The sequence below is a fragment of the Enterobacter sp. MGH119 genome, assembly GCF_001037675.1.
GTDB lineage: Bacteria > Pseudomonadota > Gammaproteobacteria > Enterobacterales > Enterobacteriaceae > Enterobacter > Enterobacter hormaechei_C.
Map to the genome: position 1 here is coordinate 510720 of NZ_KQ089930.1, position 17777 is coordinate 528496.

Sequence of the window (17777 nt, forward strand, 5' to 3'; positions counted from 1 at the left end):
GCGCATTACCTGCCCTGGGGTAGTGCAATTGACGACACCCCATCCCCGGCTCGTTATCCCTTATCCCGTGCGGCGCGCAATGGCATGATTAAATATTGTGCAAATTTGATTTCACCTGGCGTTTATCCCGATTTTTGTTAAGGCATCTGAGGTGGCGTAATCCCTGCAATAATTAACTCAGTATCATGTGATACGCGATCCCCGGGAGCATATTTTGAACAGGTTACCTTCCAGCGCCTCGGCTCTTGCCTGTACCGCGCACGCACTGAATCTCATTGAAAAGCGAACGCTTGATCATGAGGAGATGAAACAACTTAACCGTGAGGTCATTGATTACTTTAAAGAGCATGTGAATCCTGGTTTTCTGGAGTATCGCAAATCTGTTACCGCCGGCGGGGATTACGGAGCCGTAGAGTGGCAAGCGGGCAGTCTGAATACGCTTGTCGACACCCAGGGACAGGAGTTTATCGATTGCCTGGGTGGTTTTGGTATTTTCAACGTGGGGCACCGTAATCCAGTTGTGGTTTCCGCCGTACAGAATCAACTTGCGAAACAACCTCTCCATAGCCAGGAACTGCTCGATCCGCTTCGCGCCATGCTCGCGAAAACGCTGGCAGCCTTAACGCCCGGCAAACTGAAATACAGCTTCTTCAGCAACAGCGGCACCGAATCGGTCGAAGCGGCGATTAAACTCGCCAAAGCGTACCAGTCGCCACGCGGGAAATTTACCTTTATCGCCACCAGCGGCGCGTTCCACGGGAAATCCCTGGGCGCGCTGTCGGCGACCGCTAAATCCACTTTCCGTAAACCGTTTATGCCGCTGCTGCCGGGCTTCCGCCACGTACCGTTCGGCGACATCAACGCCATGCGCACCATGCTCGGCGAATGCCGTAAAACCGGCGACGACGTGGCGGCGGTGATCCTGGAGCCGATTCAGGGTGAAGGCGGCGTGATCCTCCCGCCGCAGGGCTATCTGCCCGCCGTGCGTCAGCTGTGCGATGAGTTTGGCGCGCTGCTGATCCTCGACGAAGTGCAGACCGGGATGGGGCGCACCGGCAAGATGTTCGCCTGTGAGCATGAGAACGTTCAGCCGGATATTCTGTGCCTGGCAAAAGCGCTCGGCGGCGGCGTGATGCCGATTGGCGCAACGGTCGCCACTGAAGAGGTGTTCTCGGTGCTGTTCGACAATCCATTCCTGCATACCACCACCTTTGGCGGTAACCCGCTGGCCTGCGCGGCCGCGCTGGCGACCATCAACGTGCTGCTGGAGCAAAACCTGCCTGCGCAGGCGGAGCAGAAAGGCGACATGCTGCTGGACGGCTTCCGCCAGCTGGGCCGGGAATACCCGGATCTGGTACAGGATGCGCGCGGGAAAGGGATGCTGATGGCGATTGAGTTCGTTGATAACGAAACCGGTTATAGCTTCGCAAGCGAGATGTTCCGCCAGCGGGTACTGGTGGCGGGAACGCTTAACAACTCGAAAACCATCCGCATTGAACCACCGTTGACGCTCACCATTGAGCAGTGTGAGCAGGTGCTGAAGGCGGCGCGTAAGGCGCTGGCGGCGCTGCGGGTGAGTGTGGAAGAGGCGTAAAAAAAGCCGGGTGGCGCTACGCTTTCCCGGCCTACAACATACTGAATATGCAAGCCCGGTAAGCGTAGCGCCACCGGGCTGCTTTTTATCGGTGAAACTCTGCCACCGTCATGGTGAAGCGAAGCACGGTATCGCTTTCATTGGCATAGCCGTGCGCCGCTTCCGTTTTCGCCACCGCCGACGCGCCAGCATTAACCTGTGCCACCGTCTCGTCCACCGTCAGGGTTAATACGCCTTCGTTCACATGCAGCAGCTCAAACGTTCCCGCCGGATGTCCCGGAGAAGTGAACGTTTCTCCCGGATGCATCTCCCACTGCCACAGCTCAATCATATCCGGGCCTGCGGTGCCTGCCAGCAATCTGGCGTAACCGCCCTGTGCGCCCTGCCACAGAACCGGGATCGCCTCTTCCTGAATAATGTGTATCTGCGGCTCGCTGGAGACGTTAACGATATCTGCCACCGAGACGCCAAGCGCGGCGGCCAGTTTACACAGAATGGCAATGCTGGGGTTGGCAGCCCCTTTTTCGATCTCCACCAGCATGCCTTTGCTGACGCTGGCGCGGCGAGAAAGCTCGTCCAGCGACAGTTTTTTCTCTTTCCGCCAGCTGCGGATACGGTTCGCGACGGCCAGGCTTACCTGGGCAACATCGGCACCCGCATCGGTCATTATATTGACTTTATCGGTCATTGGTCACTACCATGGTATAAAACAGTCAATACAGGATTATTTATGTCTCTTGTAACACCGTCAATAGATTCGCGACTTGTCGGGATCGCGCCCGGCTTTCGGGCGCTGAGCATTCTGGTTGAAGCTGCCCCGATTACCCAACCGGAGGTTGCGCCCGCTGCGCTGGCGCAGGCCTGCCAGCAGATGCTCAATGATGATGTGCCCTGGGCAGAAAATCATCTCGCCGCCTGGGATGAGGTGTTTAAAGCCTTTGGTGCAAAACCCAAACGTACGCCCTGCTCGGCCTCGGCCCTGCGCAAGCGCGTGATGAGAGACGGTTCGCTGCCGCCGCTCGACCCGGTGGTGGATATCTATAATGCCATCAGTATCCGCTACGCTATTCCGGTAGGGGGAGAAAATCTGGCGGCTTACTCGGGAGCGCCGCGCCTGACGCTGGCCGACGGCAGCGAGCCGTTTGATACCGTCAAAGAGGGTGAGCCGGTAGTCGAAAATCCGGAGCCAGGCGAAGTTATCTGGCGTGACGATCTTGGCATCACCTGCCGCCGCTGGAACTGGCGACAGGGGATACGCACGCGTCTGGACAGCCAGGCGCAGTCCATGTGGTTTATTCTCGAAAGCCTGCCGTCGATGCCGCTGGCGGCATTACAGGAAGCTGGCGATGAGCTGGTGAGCAATCTGCAAAAGCTGATGCCGGGCGCGACGGCGCGTATTCAGTTGCTGGAGCTGGCGTGAACAACGCCGGGTGGCGCTGCGCTTACCCGGCCTACAAAATCAACACCCCCCGTACCCGTAGGCCCGGTAAGCGCAGCGCCACCAGGCAAAACCGCTACTCCGGCAACAATCCGACAAAGCTGCGTTTTTTGCGCGGCTCCGACATCAGCTCCTCCAGCTTATCCACGCACGCGAGATAGTGCGGGGTTTGCTTATGCGCCAGCACCGCCTCTTCGTCTTTATAGGCTTCGTAGATAAAGAACCGGGTTTTCACCCGTGGGTCCTGCAATACGTCGAAGCGCAGGTTGCCCGGCTCCTTGATCGCCCCCTCGTGGTTGGCGCGAAATACCTCCAGAAACTCGTCCACCCGCTCGGGCTTGATGTTGATCTCCACCAGCGTCACGTTCATTTTGCTTCTCCCTGTTTCTCTTCCTGCCAGAACTGGAACGCCTCCCGGGCGCTCATGTTCTCGTGAACCACTTTCTTCACCGCCTTCAGCATGGCGAGCGGCGCGCTGGACTGGAAGATGTTGCGCCCCATGTCCACGCCGGACGCGCCCTGGTCTATCGCGCGCCAGCACATCTCCAGCGCCTCGTGCTCCGGCAGCTTTTTGCCCCCCGCGATAACGATCGGCACCGGGCAGCTGGCGGTCACTTTTTCAAAGCCCTCGTCCACATAGTAGGTTTTGACGAACTGCGCCCCCATTTCGGCGGCGATGCGGCTTGCCAGCGAAAAATACCGAGCGTCACGCGCCATCTCTTTCCCCACGCCCGTCACCGCCAGCGTCGGCATGCCGTAGCGCGCCCCTGCATCGACCAGCTTGATGATATTGTTGATCGACTGATGCTCAAACTCGCTTCCGATGTACACCTGCGCCGCCACCGCGCAGACGTTCAGGCGCAGCGCGTCTTCCATCGCCACCGCCACGCACTCGTTCGACAGTTCGCCCAGAATCGAGTTACCGCCGGAGGCGCGCAGCACCACCGGTTTGTTCGTCGCGGCAGGTACCTGGCTCCTGAGGATGCCGCGGGTGCACATCAGCACGTCGGTTTCGCCAAACAGCGGCGCGATGGAGAGATCGATACGCTCAAGGCCGGTGGTCGGTCCCTGAAAGTAGCCGTGGTCAAAGGCCAGCATCACCGTGCGGTTGCTCTGCGGGTTGAAAATGCGCGAAAGCCTTGACTGCATGCCCCAGTCGAGCGAGCCGCAGCCCTTCAGGGTGTACGGCACATTCTGCTGCGGCGTACCGATGCCAAAATCCTTGCCGTCTTTGATGTCGTCTAAATCAGCCATTTGCTCCCCCGTCAGAAATCGTATTTGCTGATGTTCTCTTTGGTGAACACCACGCGCTCCGGCAGCAGCACGATGCCGTTGCCCTTCGCCTCATACTGGTAGCCCTGCACGCTGTTCGGCTCGACCTTCAGCGTCCCGATATTTTTCACGTCTACGCTGTCGCCGACGTTAAGATCGCCTTTTTTCAGCAAACGATCGGCGACATTGACCGCAATTTTGCCCTGTTGCACCACGTCCCACAGGCCGAAGGCCTTCACCGTGCCGCGCTCAACGTACGGGCGCATCACATTCGGCGTGCTGAAGCCGACAATCGCCACCCCTTCCCGCTTCAGGTTTTCTGCCGCCTGTGCCGCCGCCGGCAGGGCGTTGGCGTCCGGGGCGATGATCGCATCCAGATCCGGATAAGCCTTTAAGATCCCTTCGGCGGTTTGCAACGATTTGGTGGCGTCGTTATAGCCAAACTGGGTGGTGACGACCTGCCACTGAGGATGATCTTTCTCGATTTTGGCCTTCGCCTCTTTCACCCACTGGTTCTGGTCGGTGACGGTCGGGCTGGAGTAGAAGAACGCCACTTTCGCGTTCGGTTTGGTGACCTGCTTGCCCGCCATCTCCACCAGCAGGCCGCCCAGCTGTTCCGGCGTCCCCTGATTGATGTAGATGCTGCGGCACTCCGGTTTGGTGTCGGAATCCCAGGTCAGGACCTTGACGCCGCGCTGCATCGCGCGCTTCAGCGCCGGGCAGAGACCGTCCGGTGACACGGCAGAGACGATGATGGCGTTATAGCCCTGGTTAACGAAGTTATTGATGAGCTGCACCTGACCGGAGACGCTCGGCTCGGTCGGGCCGTCGTAGGTCACGTCCACGCCAAGATCTTTCCCCGCCTCTTTCGCGCCGTTGCCGCCGCTGGTGAAGAATCCCACGCCTACCAGTTTCGGGATAAAGGCAATGCGGTCCGCCGCCTGCGCCGAAGCGAAGCTGAGGGCCATTGCCAGGACGAGCAGTTTTGTTTTCATCTTACGCTCCGGATAGTTTTCTGAAGAGAGATCGCACCCATTCGCGGTGCAGACTCAGCGAACGCCCCATCACCACCACAACCAGCAGCGCCCCCGACAGCGCGCTCGACACCTGGTTGGGGATGCCGACCATCTGTAAACCCTGTTGCAGATACCCCACCAGCAGCGCCGCCAGCGCCGTACCGACAACAGAACCTGACCCGCCGTAGATATTGGCTCCGCCGAGCACGGCGGCGGTGAGCGCGGGCATCAGCAAATCGCGCCCCAGATCCGAACGCGCAGAGCCGAAATAGGAGACCATCACCAGCGCGGCAATCGCCGAGGCCACGCCCACCAGGCCGTACAGCGCGTAGGGCATGCCGTTCACCGGCAGCGCCGCATAGCGCGCCGCGCGCGGGTTCTGCCCAATCAAAAACAGGTGCCGACCAAAGCGCCCACGGTGGGTAATCAGCCAGAAGAAGGCGGTAATCACCGCGAACAGCACCAGCGGGATCGGCAGCCCCAGCACCGTGAGGTTAGCGAAGGCGGTAAAGCTGTCCGGGAAGCCGCCGATGCCCTCGTAGCCCGTCGCCCCCGCCATGCCGGAGAGCAGCAGCGCGCCGCCGCCGTAGAGGTAGAGCGTGCCGAGGGTAATGACCAACGGGCTGATGCCGGTGTAGTGGATCAGCGCCGCATTCACCAGCCCGCACAGCAGACCCAGCAGCAGCGTAAGCGGAACGGCGACCGCCATCGGCCACCCGGCCTGCATCATCACCCCCAGCGCAATCGCGCACAGGCCGATGGTCGAGCCGAGGGAGATGTCGATCCCGCCGCTGATGATCACCAGCGTAAGCGGCAGCGCCACGATGCCAATACAGATGAAATCGCTGGTGCTGAACAGCAGCATGTTGATATCAAGCATGCGCGGGTTGATGGCGCCGAAGAGCAGGATCTCCAGCACCAGTAAAATCAGCAGCGCGCTTTCCCAGTTAAGCCTCATTTACGCCACCTCTTTTTTGCGTTTGGGAAACGGGGTAACGTGCTTTCCCCCTTTGTTACCGGGCTGGAAACGGCTGTATTTCAGCGCCCGCTGATGCCGCGCCAGTGCCTGACGCAGACGCCCGTCGAGCACCAGCACGCCCAGCAGCACCAGCCCGGCGATAAAGTCGTTCCACCACGCCGGGAGCCTGAACAGCACCAGCACGGTATCGATTTGGGTGAGGAAGAACGCGCCGAGGAACGCACCGACCAGCGTGCCGGTGCCGCCCAGCAGCGAGATGCCCCCCAGCACGCAGGCAGCGATGGCTTTCATCTCCAGCCCGCTGCCGGTCTGGTTGGGCACAAAGCCTATCTGCGCGGCAAACACAATCCCGGCGCAGGCCGCCAGCATGCCGTTGAGGGTAAAGGCGATCATGCGGGTGCGGTTCACCGCCACGCCCAGCTGGCGCGCGGCGGCGAGGTTATCCCCCACGGCGTAAAAATCCCGCCCAAAGGCGGTGCGCGACAGCGTCCACGCGCCGGTGGCCGCGATAATCAACACCAGCATGCCGAGCGGCGAAATGCCGACGGCGGCAGGCTCAGAGAGGGATTTCAGCCCCGGCGGCAGCCCTTCTATCCACTTCCCGCCGGTCCAGAGCAGCATCGCCCCGCGATAAAGCCCCAGCGTGCCGAGGGTGGCGACAATCGCCGGAATGCGCAGGCCCACCACCAGAAAACCGTTGAACGCCCCGGCCAGCGCGCCGATCGACAGCGCGAAGAGAATGGAAACGGGCAGGCTGTAGCCGCTGTTAAGCGCCACGCCGACGGCAATGGCGGACAACCCGACCGTGGAGCCGACGGAGACGTCAATATTGCGGGTCAGCATCACCAGCGCCGCGCCGATAGCCAGCAGGATCAGGATCTGCGAGCTGGCGAAGATCATCCCCAGCGTCTGTAAGCTCAGGTACGACGGGTTCAGCGCCACCAGCACGGCGAACAGCGCCAGAATGGCGAGAAACGCGCTCAGCTCGCGGTTTTTCAGTAAGATCTTCATGATTGCCCTCCAAACGCCAGCGCCATCATCCGGTCGAGGCTGACGGCGTGGCGCGGCAGCTCGCCGCTGAGCACGCCCTGATGCATTACCAGCACCCGATCCGCGAGGCCGGGAAACTCATCGAGATCGCTTGAGATCATCAGCACCGCCACGTTCTGCGCCGCCACGCTTTTCAGCAGCTGATAAATATCGGCGCGCGCCGAGACGTCCACGCCGCGCGTCGGTTCATCGACGATCAGCAGCAGCGGGTTGGCCTCCAGACAGCGCGCCAGCAGCACCTTCTGCTGATTACCACCGGAGAGCGTGCGCACGGTTTGATCCGCATGGTTGAGCTTGATCCCCAGCGCCCGGTGATAGCGTTCCACTACCGCAGACTCCCGCTTTCGCTGCTGCCAGAGCGACGGCTCGTTCAGCGCCACGGTGTTCCAGCGGATCGGCGCGTCGAGAAACAGGCCGGACACCTGCCTGTCTTCCGGCAGATAGACCAGCCCTTTTTCCAGACGTGAACCCACCGGTTCGGTGGTGATCTCCTGGTTCTCCAGCCAGACGCGCCCCCCGCGAACCGGACGCAGGCCGTAGAGCGTTTCGGCAAACTCGGTGCGCCCGGAGCCTACCAGCCCGGCCAGGCCGACGATCTCCCCGGCGTAGATCTCAAGGCTGAGATCGATAAACCCTTCCCCGGTAAGATCCTCCACCCGCAGCACGGGAAAATCCTGCGCCTGGGTGCGGCGGTTGCCCGGCAGCGCCAGCCACAGCTTTTGCGTATCGCTCAGGGAGGTCTCCCGGCTTACCGGCGTCATGGCGGCGATCAGGGCGTTATCGTCAAACTGCGCGGTTTCGCCGCTGAGCACCACGGCGCCGTCGCGCATCACCGAGACGTGACTCGCCAGCTGCCGAATCTCCGGCAGCTTATGCGAGATAAAAACAATCCCGACGCCAAGATCCTGCAAGGCGCGGATCTGGCGAAACAGCCGTTCGGTTTCACCTGGCGTCAGCGAGGCCGTGGGTTCATCGAGGATCAGAATTCTGGCGTTGCGCATCAGCCCGCGCAGGATCTCCACCATCTGCTGGTCAGCCACCTCGAGGGTGCTGGCGGTGGCGTCGAGGTTAAGCTGGCATTGCAATTGCCGGAGTTTTTCCGCCAGACGTTTTTCCCGATCGCGCTCTCGCGGCAGACGAAACAGGATGTTTTCCCGCACCGTCAGGTTGGGAAACAGCAGCGGCTCCTGCGGCACCAGATAAATGCCTAACCTGTGCGCCTGAGCCGGGGTAAGCCGTGTAAAAGACTCACCCGCCACCGAAAGTTCACCGCTATCCGGGGTTTCTACCCCGGCGATGATCTTCATCAGCGTCGATTTTCCCGCGCCGTTACCGCCCATCAGCGCATGCACCTGCCCCGCAAGCAGCGTGAAATCAATGCCTTTTAAGACCGGTACGCCTGAAAACTGCTTGCTGATATCACGCGCGTCGAGAAGTGGTGTCATCATCGCTCCGCTATTGAACAAATGATTTTTAGATTTAATAATGTTCAAAAGCGTAGACGGTGAACTATATTTACAACCGTGCAGGGATCACAATTTTATCGATTGAGATTTAGATAAACCGGAATCGATCGAAATGATCTGTTTTGTCGCGTGGCTCACATTTTCACGTCGCGCCATCACGAACATATGATCTAAATTTTTATAAGAGTTCAATTATGAGCGATAAACGCACTGCGGAAGAAGGACGGTTTGCCGGGCTGGCACTGGCGGAAGAGGAGCTGGTGGCGCGCGTGGCCTGGTGCTACTACCACGACGGGCTGACCCAGAACGACATCGGCGAACGGCTCGGGCTGCCGCGATTAAAAATCTCCCGCCTGCTGGAGAAAGGCCGTCAGTCCGGGGTGATCCGCGTGCAGATCAACTCCCGCTACGAGGGCTGCCTGGCGCTGGAAACCGAGCTACAGCAGCGCTTTGGTCTGAAGCTGGTGCGCGTGATGCCTGCCCTGAATACCCCGCCGATGAACGTGCGGCTGGGCATTGGCGCGGCGCAGTCGCTGATGGGCGTGCTGGAGCCCGGCCAGCTGTTAGCGGTGGGGTTCGGTGAAACCACCATGAGCAGTCTGCAACACTTAAGCGGCTTTATCAGCTCGCAGCAGATCCGCCTGGTGACGCTTTCCGGCGGCGTCGGGCCGTATATGACCGGTATCGGCCAGCTGGATGCGGCCTGTAGCGTCAGCATGATCCCCGCCCCGCTTCGCGTGTCATCCGCTGAAGTCGCCGGGATCTTAAAGCGCGAAACCAGCGTGCGGGACGTGATCCTCGCCGCCACCGCGGCTGACGTGGCGGTGGTCGGGATTGGCTCGGTAAACCAGCGCCGCGACGCAACGATCCTGCGCTCCGGCTATATCAGCGAAGGTGAACAGCTGATGTACGCCCGCAAAGGCGCGGTCGGCGACATTCTCGGCTATTTCCTCAATGCCGAAGGGGAATGCGTCGAGGAGCTGGAGATCCACAAAGAATTACTGGGCGTCACGCTCGATGAACTGGCGCAGCTGCCCACCATTGTCGGCGTGGCCGGAGGGGAAGAGAAAGCCGATGCGATTTATGCCGCACTGAAAGGTCGCCGTATTAATGGCCTGGTGACGGAAGAGACGACAGCCCGCGCGGTGCTGGCTCTGGCCGGATAAGAGCAGCCCTGCGCTAACAGCGAGGCAAGCTCATGAGTTACCTTTTAGCGTTAGATGCAGGGACAGGCAGCGTTCGCGCCGTGATTTTCGATTTACAGGGCAACCAGATTGCCGTTGGCCAGGCCGAGTGGAAGCACCTGAGCGTGGAGAACGTGCCGGGGTCGATGGAGTTCGATCTCGACACCAACTGGCGGCTGGCCTGCCGGTGTATTCAGCAGGCGCTGGAGCGCGCACGGCTTAGCGCGGCGGATATTCAGTCCGTCGCCTGCTGTTCGATGCGCGAAGGGATTGTGCTGTACGACCGCAACGGCGAGGCTATCTGGGCCTGCGCCAACGTCGACGCCCGCGCCAGCCGCGAGGTGGCTGAACTCAAAGAGATCCACGACTACCGGTTTGAATCCGAAGTGTATGAGGTCTCCGGCCAGACGCTGGCGCTGAGCGCCATGCCGCGCCTGCTGTGGCTGGCGCACCACCGTCCGGATATTTACCGCAAGGCTGCGACTATCACCATGATCAGCGACTGGCTGGCGGCGAAGCTTTCCGGCGAGCTGGCGGTGGACCCGTCCAATGCGGGCACCACCGGTATGCTGGATCTCTTCTCCCGCGACTGGCGTCCGGCGCTGCTCGACATGGCCGGGCTGCGCGCCGATATCCTTTCCCCGGTGAAAGAGACCGGCACCGTGCTGGGGGCCGTCACGAAAGAAGCCGCGCAGCAGTGCGGCCTGCGTGAAGGCACGCCGGTGGTGATGGGCGGCGGCGACGTGCAGCTGGGCTGTCTGGGGCTGGGCGTGGTCCGCGCCGGACAAACGGCGGTGCTGGGCGGCACCTTCTGGCAGCAGGTGGTTAACCTGCCGCAGGTGCGCACCGATCCTGAGATGAACATCCGCGTAAACCCGCACGTCATCCCCGGCATGGCACAGGCGGAGTCGATCAGCTTCTTTACCGGGCTAACCATGCGCTGGTTCCGCGACGCCTTTTGCGCCGAGGAAAAGCTGATTGCCGAGCGGATGGGGATGGACACCTATTCCCTGCTGGAAGAGATGGCGAGCCGCGTCCCGGCGGGCTCCCACGGCGTAATGCCAATCTTCTCCGACGCGATGCATTTCAAACAGTGGTATCACGCCGCGCCGTCGTTTATTAACCTCTCCATCGACCCGGAAAAGTGCAACAAAGCGACGCTGTTCCGCGCCCTGGAAGAGAACGCGGCGATCGTCTCGGCCTGCAACCTGGCGCAGATTTCGCGCTTCTCCGGCGTGACGTTTGAGAGTCTGGTGTTTGCGGGCGGCGGGGCCAAAGGCGCCCTGTGGAGTCAGATTTTAAGCGACGTTACCGGCCTGCCGGTGCGCGTGCCGGAAGTTAAAGAGGCAACGGCGCTCGGCTGTGCCATTGCCGCAGGAGCTGGCGCGGGGCTGTTTGCGGATATGGCTTCGACGGGCGAGCGGCTGGTGAAGTGGAGCCGCGAGTTCACGCCAAACCCGCAGCACCGGGAACTGTACGACGGCATGATGCAGAAATGGCAGGTGGTGTACGCCGACCAGCTCGGGCTGGTGGACAGCGGGCTGACCACGTCGATGTGGCAGGCACCGGGGCTGGTGCGGGCATCCCCCTCACCCCGGCCCTCTCCCTAAGGGAGAGGGCATCAGGCCACACCAATATTTGAATCCCATCACATTCACCGCATTCCCCTTTTCCCTTTTACTCCCCGCTGGCTAAATTAGTAACTCATCCGACCACATAACAATAATTTTACACTGGAAGAGACTATGAGCCGCTACCCGTCGTTATTCGCCCCTCTCGATCTGGGGTTCACCACCCTCAAAAACCGCGTGCTGATGGGCTCAATGCACACCGGGCTGGAGGAGCGTCCGGACGGGGCTGAACGTCTGGCAGCCTTCTATGCCGAACGCGCGCGCCACGGAGTGGCGCTGATTGTCACCGGCGGCGTAGCCCCTGCCCCTTCCGGGGTGACGATGGAGGGCGGCGCGGTGTTGAATGATGCGTCACAACTGTCGCACCACCGCATTGTGACCGACGCGGTCCACCGCGAGGGCGGCAAAATCGCCCTGCAAATTCTGCATACCGGGCGCTACAGCTATCAACCGAACCTGGTTGCCCCCTCGGCTATTCAGGCGCCGATTAACCGCTTTACTCCTCACGCCCTTAGCCACGACGAGATCCTGGCGCTGATCGACGATTTTGCCCGCTGCGCCGCGCTGGCAAGGGAAGCAGGCTACGACGGCGTGGAGGTGATGGGCTCTGAAGGCTATCTGATTAACGAATTTCTCGCCGCACGCACCAACCAGCGCGACGACGAATGGGGTGGCGACTATGCCCGCCGCATGCGTTTTGCCGTGGAGGTGGTGCGCGCGGTGCGTGAACGTGCGGGTGCGGATTTTATTATCATCTTCCGCCTGTCGATGCTCGACCTGGTGGAAGGCGGCGGCACCTTCGACGAAACCGTGCAGCTGGCGCAGGCAATTGAAGCCGCCGGTGCCACCATTATCAACACCGGGATTGGCTGGCACGAAGCGCGCATCCCCACCATCGCCACGCCGGTGCCGCGTGCGGCGTTCAGCTGGGTAACGCGCAAGCTGAAAGGCAAAGTCTCCGTTCCGCTGGTAACAACGAACCGCATTAACGACCCGCAGGTGGCGGACGATGTGATCTCCCGCGGCGACGCCGATATGGTCTCGATGGCGCGTCCGTTCCTCGCGGATGCCGAGCTGCTCTCCAAAGCGCAAAGCGGCCGTGCGGATGAGATCAACACCTGCATCGGCTGTAACCAGGCCTGTCTGGATCAAATCTTCGCTGGCAAAGTCACCTCATGCCTGGTGAACCCCCGCGCCTGCCATGAAACCAAAATGCCGGTGGTTACGACGGTCAATAAAAAACGCCTGGCCGTGGTGGGCGCTGGCCCCGCTGGGCTGGCGTTTGCGGTGAATGCCGCCTCACGCGGGCACAGCGTGACGCTGTTTGATGCGCTGGCGGAGATCGGCGGGCAATTTACTATCGCCAGACAGATCCCCGGCAAAGAGGAGTTCTACGAAACGCTGCGCTATTACCGCCGGATGATCGAGGTGACGGGTGTCGATCTGCGGCTTAACCAGTTTGTCAGCGCGGCGGATCTGATCGGTTTCGACGAGGTGATCCTCGCGAGTGGGATCGCCCCGCGCACCCCTGCGATCGAGGGTATCGATCATCCGAAGGTATTGAGCTATCTGGACGTGCTGCGCGACAAAGCGCCGGTTGGCGAGAAGGTGGCGATTATCGGTTGCGGCGGGATCGGTTTTGATACCGCGATGTATTTAAGCCAGCCGGGCGAAGCCACCAGCCAGAACATCGCTGAGTTCTGCGTGGAATGGGGCATTGATACCAGTCTCAGTCAGTCCGGCGGTTTACGCCCGGAAGGGCCGCAGCTGCCAAAAAGCCCGCGCCAGATCGTGATGCTCCAGCGTAAGGCCAGCAAGCCGGGTGAAGGGCTGGGCAAAACTACTGGCTGGATCCACCGCGCCACCCTCCTCTCGCGCGGGGTGAAGATGATCCCGGCGGTGAGCTACCAGAAGATCGACGACGACGGGCTGCATGTGCTGATCGGTGGTGAACCGCAGCTGCTGCGCGTGGATCATGTGATTTTGTGCGCCGGACAGGAGCCAAAGCGCGATCTGGCCGATCCGCTGCGCGAAGCGGGTAAAACGGTGCATTTGATCGGCGGGTGCGACGTGGCGATGGAGCTGGATGCGCGGCGGGCGATTGCGCAGGGCACCCAGCTTGCACTGGTTATTTAGCGACGACGCCCCAGCTTCACCGATTTCAGCACCACGAATTTGTTATTGGTGGCAATGGTGACGCAGTTGCCGAAAATCTTCTTCAGCTTGTGGAAGTAGTCCAGGTGGCGGTTCGCCACGATATACAGCTCGCCGTTGATTTTCAGGCAGCGGCGCGCGTGGTGGAACATCTCCCACGCGACGTTATCCGTCAGGGCGTGCTTCTGGTGGAACGGCGGGTTACAGAATACCGCGTTGAAGCGGAAAGGCTCTACGCCCGACAGCGCGTTATTGATCATAAACTCGCAGCGATCCAGCGCTTCAGGCAGGTTAGTTTCCACGTTCAGACGGCTGGAGGCCACCGCCATTGGCGATTCGTCGCTGAACACCACGCTGGCCTCCGGGTTCTTCGCCAGCAGCGTCAGGCCAATCACGCCATTGCCGCAGCCCAGGTCGACAATCTCACCCTCAAGATTTTCCGGCAGATGTTCCATAAAGAAACGCGCCCCGATATCCAGACCGGTACGGGAAAAGACGTTCGCGTGGTTGTGGATGGTCCATTCGGTACCTTCCAGTTTCCAGCTCAGCGTTTCTGGCGCGTCGGCCAGCGCCGGTGCGCTGAAGGTGCAGTTGATCAGGCGTGCTTTTTTCCAGGCAAGCGTCGTGGTGGTCGGGCCGAGGACCTTCTCGAACAGCTCCAGCGTCGAGGTGTGAATATCGCGCGCTTTGGCACCCGCGATAATGCGGGTTTCTGGCGTGACGACTTTATGCAGCGCGCGCAGTTGCTGCTCCAGCAGCGCCATGGTTTTTGGCACCTTAATCAGCACCACGCCCGGCGCCTGCGGGTAGTCCGCGGTGCTGTCGAGGAACTTCACGCTGGACTCTTCGATGTCGTTATGGCGCAGGTTTTCACGCGTCGCCAGTTCGCTTAAGTAAGAATCGCCGATACTGTAAGGCGCATGTTCCGCCAGCGCGCAGGCCAGCGCGCCAAACGCGTCATTCAGGATCAGAACCGGGCCGCTGATTTCAGTCTCATCCAACTGTTGCAGCAGATATTCATCCGCCGCTTCCCACGCCTGAAGCGGGTTCACGTCGTCCGTTTCCGGGAAACGTTTAAGGTTGAGTGAACGGAAACCGTTGTCTAAGTGGCTCATCGGCCCTCCTGAATGGTAAAATTTGGCGTATCCCTGAAAAGGGTGCGTGAGTATACCCGTTTTCACACTATTTTGGGGTTTTGATGAACCAGCTGACTTATCTCCAGGGCTATCCGGAGCATTTACTTTCCCAGGTTCGTGACCTGATTGCCGCGGGAAAGCTCGGTGCGGTGCTGGAAAAACGCTACCCGGGCACGCATGATTTCGCGACTGACAAAGCCCTCTGGCAGTATACGCAGGATCTGAAAAACCAGTATCTTAAGAGCGCCCCGCCGATCAACAAGGTAATGTACGACAATAAGATCCATGTGCTGAAAAACGCGCTCGGCCTGCATACCGCCATCTCCCGCGTGCAGGGCGGCAAGCTGAAGGCCAAAGCGGAGATCCGCGTCGCGACCGTTTTCCGTAACGCGCCGGAAGCCTTTCTGCGGATGATCGTGGTGCACGAGCTGGCGCACCTGAAAGAGAAAGAGCACGACAAAGCCTTCTATTCCCTGTGCTGCCACATGGAGCCACAGTACCACCAGCTGGAGTTTGATACCCGTTTGTGGCTGACGCATTTATCGTTAAAGAGTAATGCGCAGTAGCGCACGCGAAATGTCATGATGACGTGCTACAGTGGTTTTAAGTTCCCTGCTACGGAGTACGTAAACGTTTATGATACGTTTCGCAGTCATCGGTACGAACTGGATCACGCGCCAGTTCGTCGACGCCGCCCACGAAACCGGCAAATATAAGCTCACCGCAGTCTATTCCCGCAGCCTTGAGCAGGCGCAGAGTTTTGCGAATGACTACCTGGTTGAACATCTGTTCACCTCGCTCGATGAGATGGCGCAAAGCGACGCCATTGACGCGGTCTATATTGCCAGCCCGAATTCTCTGCATTTCCCGCAAACGAAGCTGTTCCTCAGCCACAAAAAACACGTGATTTGCGAGAAGCCGCTGGCCTCGAATATTGAGGAAGTGGAAGCCGCCATTGCGCTTGCCCGCGAAAACCAGGTGGTGCTGTTTGAAGCGTTCAAAACCGCCAGCCTGCCGAACTTCCTGCTGTTGCAGCAGTCCCTGCCGAAAATTGGCAAAGTGCGTAAAGCCTTTATCAACTACTGCCAGTATTCCTCGCGCTACCAGCGCTACCTGGACGGCGAAAACCCGAACACCTTTAACCCGGCCTTCTCGAATGGCTCGATTATGGATATCGGTTTTTACTGCCTGGCCTCTGCGGTCGCCCTGTGGGGTGAACCGCACGGCGTAACGGCCACCGCCAGCCTGCTGGAGAGCGGCGTGGATGCACATGGCGTTGTGGTGCTGGACTACGGTGATTTCAGCGTGACGTTGCAGCACTCGAAGGTCAGTGACTCCGTACTGCCAAGCGAAATTCAGGGCGAAGACGGCTCGCTGGTGATCGAAAAAATCTCCGAATGCCAGAAGCTAAGCATCGTTCCCCGCGGCGGCAAAGCGCAGGAGCTGACGCAGCCTCAGCATATTAACACTATGCTCTATGAGGCAGAGGTCTTCGCCCGTCTGGTAGAAGACAACGAAGTGAACCACCCGGGGCTGGCAATCAGCCGCACCACGGCGAAGCTGCAAACGGAGATCCGCCGACAGACTGGCGTGATTTTCCCCGCAGACGGCGTGAATGTGGAAGCCGTCGCGTAAAGCTGTGTAATGAAATCGTGCAGACCATTGACGAAACCGATGGTCTGACATAATTTGTTACCTGCAAAGGGGAGTAACTTCTTCGCCGGTGGATCGTCATTACGATGCGTGCAAAACCGCATCCGGTCGCCGGGCAACCTTCGAGGTTGTAAGTGAGACCTTGCCGGAAGGCGAGGTCTATGCATAAAAAGCTAACGGCTATCGTCTTCTGACCATAGCCGTTTTTGTTTTTTATGTGTAAGGAAAATAGTATGCATTCTGTCGGCACTCCAATGCTGTGGGGCGGATTCGCGGTTGTCGTGCTCATCATGCTGGCGATCGACCTCTTTTTGCAGGGTCGTCGCGGCGAACACGGCATGAGCGTCAAGCAAGCCGCCGTCTGGTCGCTGGTATGGGTTACCCTCTCACTTCTTTTCTGCGCCGCCTTCTGGTGGTATCTGGCCTCAACCGAAGGCCGCGCGGTGGCCGATCCTCAGGCACTCGCCTTCCTCACCGGCTATCTGATTGAAAAAGCACTGGCGGTTGATAACGTCTTCGTCTGGCTGATGCTGTTCAGTTACTTTGCCGTGCCTGCGGCTCTGCAACGCCGCGTGCTGGTGTACGGCGTTCTGGGCGCTATTGTCCTGCGTACCATCATGATCTTCGCCGGTAGCTGGCTGATTACCCAGTTCGAATGGCTGTTGTATGTATTTGGTGCGTTCCTGCTGTTCACCGGGGTCAAAATGGCGCTGGCGAAAGAAGACGATACCGGTATCGGTGATAAGCCGTTGGTGAAGTGGTTCCGGGGTCATCTGCGCATGACGGACAAGATCGAGAGCGAGCATTTCTTCGTGCGTAAGAACGGCCTGCTGTTCGCCACCCCGCTGCTGCTGGTGCTGATTCTGGTCGAGCTGAGCGACGTGATTTTCGCGGTGGACAGTATCCCGGCTATCTTCGCAGTTACCACCGACCCGTTCATCGTTCTGACCTCGAATCTGTTCGCCATCCTCGGCCTGCGTGCGATGTACTTCCTGCTGGCAGGCGCGGCAGAGCGCTTCTCAATGCTGAAGTACGGCCTGTCGGTGATTCTGGTGTTTATCGGTATCAAGATGCTGATCGTCGATTTCTACCATATCCCGATCGCCATTTCGCTCGGCGTGGTGTTTGGCATTCTGCTGGTGACGCTGATTATCAATACCTGGGTTAACCGCCAGCACGATAAGAAGCAGCAGGTTTAGTGCAA

16 protein-coding genes are annotated in these 17777 nt (G+C 59.9%); 8 read left to right on the forward strand and 8 right to left on the reverse strand.

Features of this window, described 5'->3' with window-relative positions:
- The first annotated feature begins 214 nt into the window (after positions 1–214).
- Positions 215–1594 (forward strand): putrescine aminotransferase, encoded by a 1380-nt coding sequence (gene ygjG, locus SK53_RS13820; RefSeq protein WP_022651884.1) that lies wholly within the window; start codon positions 215–217, stop codon positions 1592–1594.
- An 85-nt stretch (positions 1595–1679) separates the two neighbouring features.
- Here ygjG and SK53_RS13825 read toward each other — a convergent pair whose 3' ends face one another.
- Entirely contained in the window at positions 1680–2282 is a 603-nt protein-coding gene (locus SK53_RS13825) for a helix-turn-helix domain-containing protein (protein WP_003862602.1), read from the reverse strand.
- A gap of 42 nt (positions 2283–2324) precedes the next feature.
- On the opposite strand from SK53_RS13825, the gene SK53_RS13830 reads away from it, so the two are divergent.
- The gene (locus tag SK53_RS13830; protein ID WP_003862604.1) at positions 2325–3014 is read left to right on the forward strand and encodes a B3/B4 domain-containing protein; all 690 of its coding nucleotides are present in this window, start codon (positions 2325–2327) and stop codon (positions 3012–3014) included.
- A 94-nt stretch (positions 3015–3108) separates the two neighbouring features.
- Here SK53_RS13830 and lsrG read toward each other — a convergent pair whose 3' ends face one another.
- The 6 genes from lsrG to lsrA are packed head-to-tail and all read right to left on the reverse strand — an operon-like array spanning position 3109 to position 8794.
- Positions 3109–3402 (reverse strand): (4S)-4-hydroxy-5-phosphonooxypentane-2,3-dione isomerase, encoded by a 294-nt coding sequence (lsrG, locus tag SK53_RS13835; protein WP_003862606.1) that lies wholly within the window; start codon positions 3400–3402, stop codon positions 3109–3111.
- Positions 3399–4286 (reverse strand): 3-hydroxy-5-phosphonooxypentane-2,4-dione thiolase, encoded by an 888-nt coding sequence (gene lsrF, locus SK53_RS13840; RefSeq protein ID WP_032660401.1) that lies wholly within the window; start codon positions 4284–4286, stop codon positions 3399–3401. The genes lsrG and lsrF overlap by 4 nt, the downstream gene beginning before the upstream one ends.
- A gap of 11 nt (positions 4287–4297) precedes the next feature.
- On the reverse strand, positions 4298–5299 hold the full coding sequence (gene lsrB, locus SK53_RS13845) for an autoinducer 2 ABC transporter substrate-binding protein LsrB (protein WP_003862610.1): 1002 nt from the start codon (positions 5297–5299) through the stop codon (positions 4298–4300).
- 1 nt (position 5300) lies between these two features.
- Positions 5301–6278, reverse strand: a complete 978-nt coding sequence (gene lsrD, locus SK53_RS13850; protein ID WP_003862612.1) for an autoinducer 2 ABC transporter permease LsrD — start codon at positions 6276–6278, stop codon at positions 5301–5303.
- Positions 6279–7310: an autoinducer 2 ABC transporter permease LsrC gene (lsrC, locus tag SK53_RS13855; RefSeq protein ID WP_003862614.1), complete on the reverse strand. Its 1032-nt coding sequence runs from the start codon at positions 7308–7310 to the stop codon at positions 6279–6281. It lies immediately after the preceding gene.
- Entirely contained in the window at positions 7307–8794 is a 1488-nt protein-coding gene (gene lsrA, locus SK53_RS13860) for an autoinducer 2 ABC transporter ATP-binding protein LsrA (protein WP_022651885.1), read from the reverse strand. Before lsrA ends, lsrC begins: the two co-directional genes overlap by 4 nt.
- Positions 8795–9009: 215 nt before the next feature.
- Between lsrA and lsrR the strand changes: the two genes are divergently transcribed.
- The 3 genes from lsrR (at position 9010) to SK53_RS13875 (ending at position 13766) form a co-directional block, all read left to right on the forward strand.
- Positions 9010–9981 carry a transcriptional regulator LsrR gene (gene lsrR / locus SK53_RS13865; RefSeq protein ID WP_023295481.1) on the forward strand — a complete coding sequence of 324 codons (972 nt, stop codon included), beginning with the start codon at positions 9010–9012 and terminating at the stop codon, positions 9979–9981.
- A gap of 32 nt (positions 9982–10013) precedes the next feature.
- Positions 10014–11609: an autoinducer-2 kinase gene (gene lsrK / locus SK53_RS13870; protein ID WP_048209639.1), complete on the forward strand. Its 1596-nt coding sequence runs from the start codon at positions 10014–10016 to the stop codon at positions 11607–11609.
- A gap of 135 nt (positions 11610–11744) precedes the next feature.
- Positions 11745–13766 (forward strand): NADPH-dependent 2,4-dienoyl-CoA reductase, encoded by a 2022-nt coding sequence (locus SK53_RS13875; protein ID WP_047053996.1) that lies wholly within the window; start codon positions 11745–11747, stop codon positions 13764–13766.
- Here SK53_RS13875 and rlmG read toward each other — a convergent pair.
- A complete protein-coding gene (gene rlmG / locus SK53_RS13880; RefSeq protein WP_048209641.1) occupies positions 13763–14899 on the reverse strand; it encodes a 23S rRNA (guanine(1835)-N(2))-methyltransferase RlmG in 1137 nt (378 codons plus the stop codon). The genes SK53_RS13875 and rlmG overlap by 4 nt on opposite strands.
- An 83-nt stretch (positions 14900–14982) precedes the next feature.
- Between rlmG and SK53_RS13885 the strand changes: the two genes are divergently transcribed.
- The 3 genes from SK53_RS13885 to SK53_RS13895 all read left to right on the forward strand — a co-directional run bounded on the left by SK53_RS13885 (position 14983) and on the right by SK53_RS13895 (position 17772).
- Positions 14983–15486, forward strand: coding sequence for a YgjP-like metallopeptidase domain-containing protein (locus SK53_RS13885; RefSeq protein ID WP_003862622.1), 504 nt, complete (start codon positions 14983–14985; stop codon positions 15484–15486).
- Positions 15487–15556: 70 nt separating this feature from the next.
- A complete protein-coding gene (locus tag SK53_RS13890; RefSeq protein ID WP_003862623.1) occupies positions 15557–16555 on the forward strand; it encodes a Gfo/Idh/MocA family protein in 999 nt (332 codons plus the stop codon).
- 251 nt (positions 16556–16806) lie between these two features.
- Positions 16807–17772 (forward strand): TerC family protein, encoded by a 966-nt coding sequence (locus SK53_RS13895; protein ID WP_003862625.1) that lies wholly within the window; start codon positions 16807–16809, stop codon positions 17770–17772.
- Positions 17773–17777 lie beyond the last annotated feature (5 nt).